The sequence below is a fragment of the Amycolatopsis plumensis genome, assembly GCF_042652605.1.
Lineage (GTDB): Bacteria > Actinomycetota > Actinomycetes > Mycobacteriales > Pseudonocardiaceae > Amycolatopsis > Amycolatopsis plumensis.
Genome location: NZ_JBHSJY010000001.1, coordinates 4,096,545 through 4,108,795 on the forward strand (window position 1 = coordinate 4,096,545; position 12,251 = coordinate 4,108,795).

12 protein-coding genes are annotated in these 12,251 nt (G+C 69.7%); 7 read left to right on the top strand and 5 right to left on the bottom strand.

The genetic code is table 11. From position 1 onward, the window contains the following. Nucleotides 1-269 precede the first annotated feature (269 nt). Nucleotides 270-1,322 (top strand): hypothetical protein, encoded by a 1,053-nt coding sequence (locus tag ACFPLC_RS19900; protein WP_378195213.1) that lies wholly within the window; start codon nucleotides 270-272, stop codon nucleotides 1,320-1,322. Between the two features lie 6 nt (nucleotides 1,323-1,328). On the opposite strand, the gene ACFPLC_RS19905 is transcribed toward ACFPLC_RS19900, so the two are convergent. The 4 genes from ACFPLC_RS19905 to ACFPLC_RS19920 are packed head-to-tail and all read right to left on the bottom strand — an operon-like array spanning nucleotide 1,329 to nucleotide 5,177. Further along, a complete protein-coding gene (locus ACFPLC_RS19905; protein ID WP_191314127.1) occupies nucleotides 1,329-2,474 on the bottom strand; it encodes an Mrp/NBP35 family ATP-binding protein in 1,146 nt (381 codons plus the stop codon). Between the two features lie 10 nt (nucleotides 2,475-2,484). Next, nucleotides 2,485-2,985 carry a DUF1003 domain-containing protein gene (locus ACFPLC_RS19910; protein WP_378195216.1) on the bottom strand — a complete coding sequence of 167 codons (501 nt, stop codon included), beginning with the start codon at nucleotides 2,983-2,985 and terminating at the stop codon, nucleotides 2,485-2,487. Next, on the bottom strand, nucleotides 2,978-4,255 hold the full coding sequence (locus ACFPLC_RS19915; RefSeq protein WP_378195218.1) for a magnesium transporter MgtE N-terminal domain-containing protein: 1,278 nt from the start codon (nucleotides 4,253-4,255) through the stop codon (nucleotides 2,978-2,980). The genes ACFPLC_RS19910 and ACFPLC_RS19915 overlap by 8 nt, the downstream gene beginning before the upstream one ends. A 10-nt stretch (nucleotides 4,256-4,265) precedes the next feature. Beyond that, a complete protein-coding gene (locus tag ACFPLC_RS19920) occupies nucleotides 4,266-5,177 on the bottom strand; it encodes an aminoglycoside phosphotransferase family protein (protein WP_378195221.1) in 912 nt (303 codons plus the stop codon). Between the two features lie 93 nt (nucleotides 5,178-5,270). On the opposite strand from ACFPLC_RS19920, the gene ACFPLC_RS19925 reads away from it, so the two are divergent. Further along, nucleotides 5,271-6,146 carry a slipin family protein gene (locus ACFPLC_RS19925; protein WP_378195224.1) on the top strand — a complete coding sequence of 292 codons (876 nt, stop codon included), beginning with the start codon at nucleotides 5,271-5,273 and terminating at the stop codon, nucleotides 6,144-6,146. 4 nt (nucleotides 6,147-6,150) lie between these two features. On the opposite strand, the gene ACFPLC_RS19930 is transcribed toward ACFPLC_RS19925, so the two are convergent. Then, nucleotides 6,151-6,810 (bottom strand): DUF4190 domain-containing protein, encoded by a 660-nt coding sequence (locus ACFPLC_RS19930; protein WP_378195227.1) that lies wholly within the window; start codon nucleotides 6,808-6,810, stop codon nucleotides 6,151-6,153. Between the two features lie 165 nt (nucleotides 6,811-6,975). Here ACFPLC_RS19930 and ACFPLC_RS19935 point away from each other — a divergent pair, with 165 nt between their 5' ends. The 5 genes from ACFPLC_RS19935 (at nucleotide 6,976) to ACFPLC_RS19955 (ending at nucleotide 12,251) form a co-directional block, all read left to right on the top strand. Then, nucleotides 6,976-8,172 carry an acyl-CoA dehydrogenase family protein gene (locus ACFPLC_RS19935; RefSeq protein ID WP_176172957.1) on the top strand — a complete coding sequence of 399 codons (1,197 nt, stop codon included), beginning with the start codon at nucleotides 6,976-6,978 and terminating at the stop codon, nucleotides 8,170-8,172. 180 nt (nucleotides 8,173-8,352) lie between these two features. Next, nucleotides 8,353-8,877 carry a YflT domain-containing protein gene (locus ACFPLC_RS19940; protein ID WP_167455155.1) on the top strand — a complete coding sequence of 175 codons (525 nt, stop codon included), beginning with the start codon at nucleotides 8,353-8,355 and terminating at the stop codon, nucleotides 8,875-8,877. Between the two features lie 244 nt (nucleotides 8,878-9,121). After that, nucleotides 9,122-10,444: an ABC transporter substrate-binding protein gene (locus ACFPLC_RS19945; protein ID WP_378195232.1), complete on the top strand. Its 1,323-nt coding sequence runs from the start codon at nucleotides 9,122-9,124 to the stop codon at nucleotides 10,442-10,444. Then, the gene (locus tag ACFPLC_RS19950) at nucleotides 10,441-11,412 is read left to right on the top strand and encodes a carbohydrate ABC transporter permease (RefSeq protein ID WP_378195236.1); all 972 of its coding nucleotides are present in this window, start codon (nucleotides 10,441-10,443) and stop codon (nucleotides 11,410-11,412) included. The genes ACFPLC_RS19945 and ACFPLC_RS19950 overlap by 4 nt, the downstream gene beginning before the upstream one ends. Continuing rightward, nucleotides 11,412-12,251 carry a carbohydrate ABC transporter permease gene (locus tag ACFPLC_RS19955; RefSeq protein WP_191314118.1) on the top strand — a complete coding sequence of 280 codons (840 nt, stop codon included), beginning with the start codon at nucleotides 11,412-11,414 and terminating at the stop codon, nucleotides 12,249-12,251. Before ACFPLC_RS19950 ends, ACFPLC_RS19955 begins: the two co-directional genes overlap by 1 nt.

The window sequence follows — 12,251 nt, forward strand, 5'->3', positions numbered from 1 at the left end:
CAATTGCGGCTTCGGGGTGGTGGGCACCAAGCTCGTCGGCCAAGACGCCCGACATCCCCCAGCCGCGCCTTCGGATTGCAGACCCCGGCTCCCCACGCCAACACCGCAACAGCGACCACCTTCGCCAAACCCGGCAGGGGAGGGCAAGCGCTGTCCGTTTCCGGTGGTTTCCCTAGACCCCACTCACCACCCCCGCCCAGCCGATCGCTTCCTCCCTACGGTCGACCCGGGGACGGCTGCCCGCCGTCCGCAGTCGAAGGGGGAGAACCGTGAAACTCAAATCGCTGGGCTGCGCCCTCCTCACTCTGGCCCTGCTGACGCTGAGCCAAACCGCCGAAGCCGCCACAACCGCCGCCTGTAGCTGGACCTCCACCGCTCTGGGGGCCGGGAGCAACGTCAGCGCCAAGGTGACCGCCACCGATGGGCGGGGCGGCTTCGCCGGCTGGGCCCTTCCCACCGACCGGCTCGGCGAGACCGTCCGGGCCGCCGCCTGGCGGAACGGGACCTACACCGACCTCGGGACCGCCGGGACCAACGGGGCCGGGGTCACCGCCGAGAACCGCTCCGGCGCCGTCGCCGGGACCGCCTTCCGTTCCATCACCGGGGTCGTCATCGAGAAGGCCTTCAAGAGCTCCGGCGGGACACTCGTGCAGCTGCCCTTCCCGACGTCGAGCCAGCTGCCCGCCGGCTACACGCGCTCCGCCGCCGTCGGGATCACCGACTCCGGGGACGTCATCGGCGTCGTGCGGAAGCAGGACGGGTCCGGGGTGATCGCCGTCCGGTGGGCCGCCGACCGGCCGGACGCCGTGACGCTGCTGACCGGGGCGCCCTCGTCCGGCATCGGCCCGGTCGCCGTCGACAGCGATGGCTCGATCCTGCTGAACAGCTCCGAAATCTGGCGCGACGGCACGCTGATCCGGCTCGGCACCCTGCCCGGCCTGAAGTACGCCTGGCCCGAAGCCATCAAGAACGGCCACGTCGTCGGCTACGGCGTCTACAACGGCAAGAGCGTCGGCGTCTACTGGGACCAGCAGCACGCGGCCCACGTCCTGCCGAACTCCAGCTACAACCTGTCCAACGGCAACCCGCAGTTCTCCGTCAACGCGAGCGGCCTGATCACCGGACGGCTCGACGAGGCGAACGGCGGCAACGACCTGGCGGGCACCGGCTACGGCCTCTGGGACCGGGGCACCTTCGTCGCGAAGTTCGGTGACCTCAAGGCCGACCTGCCGGTCGTCGTCGGCGACGACGGCTCCGTGGGCGGCTACCGCTACGACTCCGCCACGCGGCACTCGACCGCCTACGTCTGGCGCTGCTCCTAGGACCGCTCAGCGGCCGGCCGGGGTGACGTTCAGCATCATCCCGGCCAGCCCACGGGCTCGCACCGTCAGCTTCTTGGCCGCTTCCTGCAGGACGACCGACGCCGGCGCCTCCGGAGCCGCCAGCACCAGCGGCTCGCCGGCGTCACCCTGCGAGACCATCCGCGGGTCCATCGGCACCTGCCCGAGCAGCGGCACCTCCGAGCCGATCGACTTCGACAGCGACGAAGCCACCGCCTGGCCGCCGCCCGAGCCGAACAGCTCCAGGCGGGAGCCGTCCGGCTGCTCCAGCCACGACATGTTCTCGATGACGCCGGCCACGCGCTGACGCGTCTGCAGCGCGATCGCTCCCGCCCGCTCGGCCACCTCGGCCGCCGCCTGCTGGGGGGTGGTCACCACCAGGATTTCGGCGTTCGGGATCAGCTGGGCCACCGAGATCGCGATGTCACCGGTGCCCGGCGGCAGGTCCAGCAGGAGGATGTCCAGGTCACCCCAGAACACGTCGGCCAGGAACTGCTGCAGCGCGCGGTGCAGCATCGGGCCGCGCCACACCACCGGCGTGTTGCCCGGGGTGAACATGCCGATCGAGATCACCTTCACGCCGTGGGACTGCGGCGGCATGATCATCGTGTCGACCTTGGTCGGCTTCTCGCGCGCGCCCAGCATGCGGGGGATCGAGTGGCCGTAGATGTCCGCGTCCACGACACCCACCGACAGCCCGCGCGCGGCCATCGCCGCCGCCAGGTTGACCGTCACCGACGACTTGCCGACGCCGCCCTTGCCCGAGGCCACGCAGTACACCCGGGTCATCGAGCCCGGCTGCGCGAACGGGATCACCGGCTCCGCCGCGTCGCCGCGCAGGGACTTGCGCAGTTCGGAACGCTGCTCGTCACTCATGACGTCCAGCTCCACGCGAACGTCCACGACGCCCGGGAGCTTCGAAACGGCGTCGCGGGTGTCGTTGGTCAGCGTCGCCTTCAGGGGGCAGCCCGCCACCGTCAGGTAGATCCCGACCGTGACGACGCCGTCGTCGCCGACGACCACGTCCTTGACCATCCCTAGGTCCGTGATGGGTTTCCGGATCTCGGGGTCTTGCACGCTCTTCAGCGCGCTGCGGACGTCGTCGACGCTGGGGAGCTGCTGCGTACTGGTCACCCAGTCCATGTTACGAGCCGGTAGGAGTGCGGGACTTCCTGGGCTGGATGGACAGGTCCTCCCGGAGCCGGTCCAGCTCGGTGCGGAGGTAGTCGCGCGTGGCCACTTCGCCGATCGCCAGCCGCAGCGCCGCCAGCTCCCTGGCCAGGTATTCCGTGTCCGCCTTCGTCTGCGCCGCGCGGTTCCGGTCCTCTTCCAGGGAGACGCGGTCGCGGTCGTCCTGCCGGTTCTGCGCCAGCAGGATCAGCGGCGCCGCGTACGCCGCCTGCGTCGAAAACGCCAGGTTGAGCAGGATGAACGGGTACGGGTCCCACTGCAGCGACACCGCCGTGATGTTCAGCACGATCCACACCACGACGATCAGCGTCTGCCAGAACAGGTACTTCCCGGTGCCCAGGAACCGCGCGATCCGCTCGGTGAACCGCCCGAACGAATCCGGGTCGATGTTCAGCCTGAACCGGTTCTGGCCGCGGGGCTGGTCGAGCCGCCGTCCCGAAGTCAGTTCAGGCACGGTCTTCCTCCAAGGTGTCGTGCAGCCCGGTCTCCCGCCAGTCCTCCGGCAGCAGGTGGTCGAGGACGTCGTCAACGGTCACCGCGCCGATCAGGTGGTCCTCGGTGTCGACGACCGGCCCGCAGGTCAGGTTGTAGGCCGCGAAGTACCGCGTGACCTCGGCCAGCGACGCCCCGGGCTTCAGCGGCGGCAGCCCGGTGTCCACGGCGCTGGCCACCAGCTCGGCCGGCGGCTCCCGCAGGAGGCGCTGGAAGTGGACGACGCCGACGTAGCGCCCGGTCGGCGTCGCGGTCGGCGGGCGGCAGACGAACACCATGCTCGCCAGCGCCGGCGGCAGCTCGGCGTTGCGGATGTGGGCCAGGGCCTCGGCGATCGTCGTGTCCGGGGTCAGCACCACCGGCTCCGGCGTCATCAGGCCGCCCGCGGTGTCCGACGAGTACTCCAGCAGCCGCCTGACCGGCGCGGATTCCTCCGGCTCCATCAGCTCCAGCAGGCGGCTCTGGTCGGCCGGGGCCAGCTCGGCCAGCAGGTCGGCGGCGTCGTCGGGGTTCATCGCCTCCAGGACGTCGGCCGCGCGCTCCTCGGCCAGGTAGGCCAGCAGCTCCTTCTGGTCGTCGTCCGGCAGCTCCTCGATGACGTCGGCGAGGCGCTCGTCGTCCATCGCGTCGGCGACCTCGTGCCGCCGCTTGAGCGGCAGGTCGCGCACGGTCGCGGCGATGTCGGCCGGCCGCATGGTGTCGAACAGCATGAGCAGCTGCCCGGCCCCCTGCGGCTGGCGGGCGAGGTCGGCGAGGCCGAGCCCGGCCACCTCCGACCACGGCAGCACCTGCATGGCCGAGCGGCGGCGGCCCAGCCCGAGCCGCCGCTCGCGGATGGCGAGCTTCGCCAGCACCCAGTCGCGGGTGCGAGTCGGCTCCATCCCGGCGTCGACGACGGTGATCCGGGTGTCCGAGCCGGCCAGCGTGGCGTGCGCGTCGAGCAGCTGGCCGAGCACCAGGACCTCGTTGGGCCGCTGGTTGAACTGGCGCATGTTGACCGAGCCGGTGGCCAGGGTCACGGCGGACGGCTCGATCGAGGTGACGCGCAGCATCGGGACGAAGACGCGCCGCCGGGTGCTCAGCTCGACGACCAGGCCGAGGATCCGCGGCGGCTGGGCGTCCAGGCGCAGCCCGGCGACCAGGTCGCGGACGCGGCCGATCGACTCGCCGTCCGGGCCGAATACCGGCAACCCGGACAGCTGAGCTGCGAAAACCCTGTTGACCGCGGCCATGCTGCTGACACTATCGGCTGGCTGCCCAGGGAGCGATTTCCGCCACTGTGACGAAGGCCGGGTCGTCGCTGTCTTCGCCGGTCTCTTCGTACTCTTCGAGCATCCAGATCCAGTTCTGCACCGCGCGCACAAGCGTCCACGCCCGCGCCTTCTCGGCGTCCAGCTCCTGCGAAGCGACGATCAGCGCGAACCGTTCGTCCAGAGTGGACTCGGTGAAGCGGTTCCAGAACAGCGGGATGACACCCCACTCGAGGTCGCCGGCCAGTGGCTTGGGGTCGATCACCAGCCACGGCTCGCGCGTGCCGGCCAGGACGTTCTCGAAGTGCAGGTCCTCGTTCACGAGCAGTTCACCGGCCGACGGCCCGAGTTCGCGGCAGATCGCGACGGCGTCGTCGACGAGCCCCTTCTCGAACGGCTCGCCGAGTTCGGCCCAGCGGCGGGGAAGTTCTTCGGTCAGCCGCGCCGCCTCGGACTGCAGCCGCCGCCGCATCGACACCGGTGCGGGGACGGCCAAGCGCCGCGCCAGGCCGCCGATGAGCGGGATCGCCGAGCGCAGCGGGAGGTCGTCGAGGGTGCGGTCGGGGTCGAGCCGTTCGAGCAGCAGGACGCCGTCGTCCGGCGCGGACTCCAGCAGCAGCACCGCACCCCGGCCGGCCCATGTGGACAGTGCGAGCGGCTCGTCCGCGGACTCCTCGTCGCGCCAGCCCAGCTTCAGCACCACGGGTGTGCCGTCGGCCAGGCGCGCGGGCTGCACTACGCCGACGTAGCCGTGCATCGCCTCACCTTCGAAGGTCAGGCCCCACTTCCGGGTGTACTCCGCGGCGAGCTCGGGCAGGGCAGCGAGCCACGGGACGGCCTCCGGCCCGAGCACCTTCGGCGCGCGGGCGGCGAACAGCGGGGGAACGCGAAGATCGGTCACCACCCCATCCTGGCCGCCGCGTCCAGCGCATTTCGTCAGCTGCCAGGCGGGCGTACGCTGGGCTTTCGAGGGGAAACGCAACCCCCGGGAGCAGCCATGGTGGTGGAGATCCTCAGCGCCGTCGTCCTCGCGGGCGGAGTCTGGCTCGCGTCGAGCGTGCGCGTCGTAAAGCAGTACGAACGCGGGCTCATCTACCGGTTCGGGCGGGTGCGGTCCCGCGTCCGCGAACCCGGGCTGGCGGTGCTCGTGCCGTTCGCCGACCGGCTCCAGAAGGTCAACATGCAGATCGTGACCATGCCGATCCCGGCCCAGGACGGCATCACCCGCGACAACGTCACGGTCCGCGTCGACGCCGTCGTCTACTTCAAGGTGATCGACCCGGTCGTCGCAGCGGTCAACGTGCAGGACTACCGGTCGGCGGTCGGCCAGGTCGCGCAGACGTCGCTGCGCTCGATCATCGGCAAGAGCGAGCTCGACGACCTGCTGTCCAACCGCGAGCGCCTCAACGAGGGCCTGGAGCTGATGATCGACAGCCCGGCGCTGGACTGGGGCATCCACATCGACCGCGTGGAGATCAAGGACGTCGCGCTGCCGGAGGCGATGAAGCGCTCGATGTCGCGGCAGGCCGAGGCGGAGCGGGAACGGCGCGCGCGGGTCATCTCCGCCGACGGTGAGCTGCAGGCGTCGCACAAGCTCGCGCAGGCCGCGGCGACGATGGCCGACACGCCATCGGCGCTGCAGCTGCGGCTGCTGGAGACCGTGGTGCAGGTGTCGTCGGAGAAGAACTCGACGCTGGTGCTGCCGTTCCCGGTGGAGCTGCTGCGATTCCTCGACGCGCAGACGCCGAAGCGGGCCCCGGCCGCCGAGCCGGAGCCCCAGCCGGAGGTGGCCGAGGCGAAGCCGGAGGTGAACGGCCACGCGGCGCCGTCGCCGCGCAGCCCCGGCGACGCCGTGCTGCCGTCCGCGGACTGACCGCTCAGGGGGCCGTCGTGCTCAGGATGATCAGGGTCGTGAGGAACCCGACCCACAACGCGATCACGACGTAGCCGACGATCACCGCGGCCGTGGCCAGCCCGCGGCCGCCCGCCTCGCCGCGGTTGGTCTTGCTCAGCGCGATGTGGCCCATGACGAGCCCGGCGATCGCGGTGATCCCGGAGCAGAAGCCCAGGATCGAGCACACGAGAGCGCCGATGGCCAGCGCGTTGTCCTTCGTGCGCGGGGCCGCGTACGGCGAGCCGTACGGGAGGGGCTGCGCGTACGGCGCCGAGTACGGCTGTCCGTAGGCGGGCGGGTACTGCTGCTGCGGGTAGGGCTGGCCCGGAGTCGTGTAGGGCGTGCCGGGGATGTACGCGGCCGGCGTCTCGTACGCGCCGGGCGGCAGCTGACCGGTCTGCTCGGGGGCGACGGGCTGCTCGGCGGCGGCAGGCGGGACGTCCGCCGCGGTGGTGGTGTCGGCAGGAGGGGCGTCCGCGGTGGCGGTCGTGCCCGTCGCGGACGCGTCGGCGCCGGTGGCGTCGCCGGCCGGCGGGTCGTAGTTCTCCGGCTCGTACGGCGCCGGGTCCGCCGTCGGCGGCGGGTCGTACGCCGCGGTCGGGTCGGTGGCCGGACGGTCCTTTTCCCCGGACGGGTCGGTCATGGCGGGTCCCCTCGTGCGTGTGGGGACCACGTTAGCCGGGGACGTCCCGGCCCGGTTCGGTTCCCCGGAGCGTGAGCGCCCTCATAGCAGGGTTTCGGCTTTCGGGTCATACTCACCGGTAACCCAGCGCCGGGAGCGGCGTCGTACTCCGGAAAGGGAGCCGTGATGGCCCGTCTCGCCCAGACCGCCGGCCTGACCGACGTGCAGTCGGAGATCCTCGCGACCGTCCGCCAGTTCGTGGACAAGGAGGTCATCCCGCACGCCCAGGAGCTCGAGCACGCCGACACCTACCCCGCCGACATCGTCGCGGGCATGAAGGAGATGGGCCTGTTCGGGATCACCATCCCGGAGGAGTACGGCGGGCTCGGCGAGTCGCTGCTGACCTACGCGCTGGTCGTCGAGGAGATCGCGCGGGGCTGGATGAGCGTGTCCGGCGTGATCAACACCCACTTCATCGTGGCGCACATGATCTCCCGCCACGGCACCGAGGCGCAGAAGCAGCACTTCCTGCCGCGGATGGCCACCGGCGAGGTCCGCGGCTCCTTCTCGATGTCGGAACCCGACCTCGGGTCGGACGTCGCGGCCATCAAGACCAAGGCGAAGAAGACCGATGACGGCTACGTCATCGACGGCTCGAAGATGTGGCTGACCAACGGCGGGTCGTCCAACCTGATCGCGCTGCTGGTGAAGACCGACGAAGGCGCCGAGAAACCCCACCAGAACCTGACGACGTTCCTGGTCGAGAAGCCGGAGGGCTTCGGCGAGGTGGCGCCCGGGCTGACCATCCCCGGCAAGATCGACAAGATGGGCTACAAGGGCGTCGACACAACCGAAGCGGTCTTCGACGGCTACCGGATCGGTGCCGACATGGTGCTCGGCGAGGCGCCGGGCAAGGGCTTCGCGTACATGATGGACGGTGTCGAGGTCGGCCGCGTCAACGTGGCCGCACGCGCCTGCGGCATCGCGATCCGGGCGTTCGAGCTCGCCGTGGAGTACGCCCAGCAGCGCAAAACGTTCGGCAAGGCGATCGCCGAGCACCAGGCCGTCGCGTTCAAGCTGGCCGAGATGGCGACCAAGGTCGAGGCGGCGCACCTGATGATGGTGAACGCGGCCCGCCTCAAGGACTCCGGCGCGCGCAACGACGTCGAAGCCGGGATGGCGAAGCTGATCGCGTCCGAGTACTGCGCGGAGGTCACGCAGGACGCGTTCCGCATCCACGGTGGCTACGGGTACTCCAAGGAGTACGAGATCGAGCGGCTCATGCGCGAGGCGCCGTTCCTGCTCATCGGCGAGGGCACCAGCGAGATCCAGAAGACCATCATCAGCCGCGGCCTGCTGCGGGAGTACAAGTCCCGCTCCTGAACCCGCCACTTTCACGGGGAAAGTGGCGCCTCGGGAGCTCGAGGTGGAGCTTTCATAGGGAAAGTGATAAGCGACTTGTCGCTCTGTCGACATATTGCGCCCGGCCTTTCGGGGTAAGCGGCTCGCACCGCCGGTGGGTTCTTGACAAGATGGACGCCCAGGACCACGAGTGCGCAGGTGATGATGGTGAGTAGTCCCTTTGGCGGGGGGCGGGCGCCCGGTGGCCTGCCGCGGCTGCCGACCCCGCCGACCGGCTGGCCGATCGGGTCGTACGCGACCTACGGCGAGGCGCAGAAGGCGGTCGACTTCCTCGCCGACAGCGAGTTCGCCGTCGGCGACGTCACGATCGTGGGCGTCGACCTGATGCTCGTCGAGCGGGTGATCGGCAAGCTCAGCTGGGGCCGCGTGCTCGGCACCGGCGCGGTGTCCGGGGCCTGGTTCGGCCTGTTCGCGGGGCTGCTGCTGGGGTTGTTCGTCAACCAGGGGTTCGCGCTGCAGGTGCTCACCGGGCTGGTGCTCGGCGTGCTGTCCGGGCTGATGTTCGCCGCGATCGGGTACAGCATGTCGCGGGGCCGCCGGGACTTCTCCTCGGCGAGCCAGCTCGTCGCCGGCCGCTACGACGTCCTGTGCCAGCCGCGCTCGGCGGAACAGGGCCGGGAACTGCTCGCCAAGCTGGCGCTGAAACCGCCGTCCGCGAACCCCTGAAAAACCCGGGCTTTAGCACGGGAAAATCACGATTCGGCGCGCGGTGCGCTGAATCGTTACCGATACTGCTTGCGGGGTGTGATCGCCCGGCATAAGTTGGCCGACACCAGTCGGGCGGCCCCGCCCTGCAGCGCGGCGGCCCGAGCACTAGCACGTCGGGGTGCTGGCGCGGTTTCGCCTCATCGCGTCGCGGTGCCCACCGGGGTTCCGCGGTAACCGGCGTGCACGCGGGTGAGGAGGCCTTATGGGGAAGAGGATCGGCGCGGGCAAACGAGGACGGTCGCCCGGCCGCACCGCCGTCCTGCTGGGGGCAGGGGCATTGGTGACCGGCATGCTCGCCGGTTGCGCGACGAGTTCCGGGCTCAAGATCAACATCTACATGTCGCCCGAGGACAACTTCCAGAAAGTGGTCGACGGCTGCAACGTGAAGGCCGCCGGCCGGTACGAAATCGTCTACAACAAGCTCCCCCGTGGAGCGGACGACCAGCGGCTGCAGATGGCACGCCGGCTGGCGGCGGGTGACACCGCCATGGACATCCTGGGCCTCGACGTCACGTGGGTCTCGGAGTTCGCCGAAGCCGGCTGGGCCGAGGAATGGACCGGCGAGAACAAGGCCGAGGCGTCGCAGGGTGTGCTGCAGGGGCCGCTGGACACCGCGACCCACAACGGGAAGCTGTACGCGGCCACGAAGAACACCAACGTCCAGCTGCTCTGGTACGACGACCGGGTGACGCCGAAGCCACCGGCCACCTGGGACGAGATGATGCAGAAGTCCCAGGAGCTCAAGGGGCAGGGCAAGCCCTACGAGATCGTGTTCACCGGCGCGCAGTACGAAGGCCTGGTCGTCTTCTACAACACGCTGGTGGCCTCGATGGGCGGGCACATCCTGTCCGACGACGGCAAGTCCGTGGTGATGGACGAAGGCGCCGTGAAGGCGCTGGAGCTGCTCAAGAAGGTCTCGACCTCGGGGCTCACCGACCCGTCGCTGAGCAACATGAAGGAAGACGACATCCGGCAGGCGTTCCAGCGCGGCCAGGCCGCCTTCCAGCTCAACTGGCCGTACGTCTACGCCGCCTACGCCAAGGACAAGAAGGCAGACCTGCCGCACTTCAAGTGGGCGGTCTACCCCGCGGCGCAGGCCGGGATGCCGGCCAAGACCACCATCGGCGGGTTCGACCTGGCGGTGAGCACGTATTCGCAGCACAAGCCGGAAGCCTTCGAGGCGGCGCTGTGCCTGCGCAGCCCGGAGAGCCAGAAGATCTCCGCGATCAACGACGGGGTGCCGCCGAGCATCGAATCGGTGTACCACAACGACGTTCCGCTCGACCCGGGCAAGCCGGCTTCGGCCGACAACCCGAACATGGCGATCCAGTACCCGATGCGCGACGCCATCCTCGCCGCGCTGAAGACCGCCGCGGTGCGCCCGCTGACCCCGGCGTACCAGAACGCCTCGACGGTCATCTCGAAGGTGCTTTCGCCGCCGTCGGACATCGACCCGCAGGCCACCGCGGCCAAGCTGCGCGAGCAGCTCGGTGACGCGCTCCAGTCGAAGGGAGTGATCCCGTGACCGTCCAGGACTCGACCCCGGCCGGGACCGCCGGGGCCCCGGTCGCCGAAGGGGCGACGGCCCACAAGCAGGGCAAACCCGCCCTCTCCGAAGGGAAGAAGGCCGAGCGGCGGCTCGGGCTGTGGCTGTGCGCGCCCGCGTTCATCGTGATGATCGCGGTCACCGGCTACCCGATCCTCTACTCGATCTGGCTGTCGCTGCAGCGGTACGACCTGCGCTTCCCGGCGCAGCAGCAGTTCGTCGGCTTCGACAACTACGCCGCCGTGCTGTCCAGTTCGTACTGGTGGACGGCGTTCGGCACCACGATGTTCCTGACCGTCGTGTCGGTGGCGATCGAGTTCGTGCTCGGCATGGCGCTGGCGCTGATCATGCACCGGACGCTCGTCGGCCGCGGCCTGGTCCGCACCGTCGCGCTGATCCCGTACGGCATCGTCACGGTCGTCGCGGCGTTCTCGTGGTACTACGCGTGGACGCCGAAGACCGGCTACCTGGCGAACATGCTCGCCTCGGACGCGGCCCCGCTCACCGAGCAGTGGCCGTCGCTGTTCATCATCATCGGCGCCGAGGTGTGGAAGACCACGCCGTTCATGGCGCTGCTGCTGATGGCCGGCCTGGCGCTGGTGCCCGACGACCTGCTCAAGGCCGCGGCGATGGACGGCGCGAGCGCGTGGCAGCGGTTCACGAAGGTGATGCTGCCGGTGATGAAGCCGGCGATCCTGGTGGCGCTGCTGTTCCGCACGCTCGACGCGTTCCGCATCTTCGACAACATCTACGTGCTCACCAACGGCGCGCAGGACACCGGGTCGGTGTCCATGCAGACCTACGACAACCTGGTCAAGGGCCTCAACCTGGGCATCGGGTCGACGATGGCGGTGCTGATCTTCATCACGGTGGCGATCATCGCGTTCATCTTCATCAAGGTGTTCGGCACGGCCGCACCGGGTTCGGACAACGGGGGTAAGCGCTGATGGCGATGGGAACCGTCACGACGGGCCGCAAGGTCAGGTGGGGCCTGGTCGACATCCTCGTGCTGGTGTTCGCGCTGGTGCCGGTGCTCTGGGTGGTTTCGCTGTCGTTCAAGACCAAGGACACGATCACCGACGGGTCGTTCATCCCGCAGTCGTGGACCTGGCAGAACTACGCGGACATCTTCCAGACGTCGGAATTCCTGCTGGCGCTGGTCAACTCGATCGGCATCGCGATCATCTCGACCGTGATCGCGGTGGTGCTGGGCACGATGGCCGCGTACGCGGTCGCCCGGCTGGACTTCCCCGGCAAGCAGGTGCTCGTCGGGCTGTCGCTGCTGATCGCGATGTTCCCGCAGGTGTCGCTGGTGACGCCGCTGTTCAACATCGAGCGGAACATCGGGCTGTTCGACACGTGGCCGGGGCTGATCCTGCCCTACATCACGTTCGCGCTGCCGCTGTCGATCTACACGCTGTCGGCGTTCTTCCGGGAGATCCCGTGGGAGCTGGAGAAGGCGGCGAAGATGGACGGCGCGACGCCGGCACAGGCGTTCCGCCGGGTGATCGCGCCGCTGGCCGCGCCGGGCGTGTTCACCACGGCGATCCTGGTGTTCATCTTCTGCTGGAACGACTTCCTGTTCGCCATCTCGCTGACGTCGACCACGGCGTCGCGCACGGTGCCGGCGGCGCTGTCGTTCTTCACCGGGTCCTCGCAGTTCGAGGACCCGACCGGGCAGGTGTGCGCGGCCGCGGTCGTGATCACCGTCCCGATCATTGTGTTCGTGTTGTTCTTCCAGCGTCGCATCGTGGCGGGGCTGACCTCCGGTGCGGTGAAGGGGTAG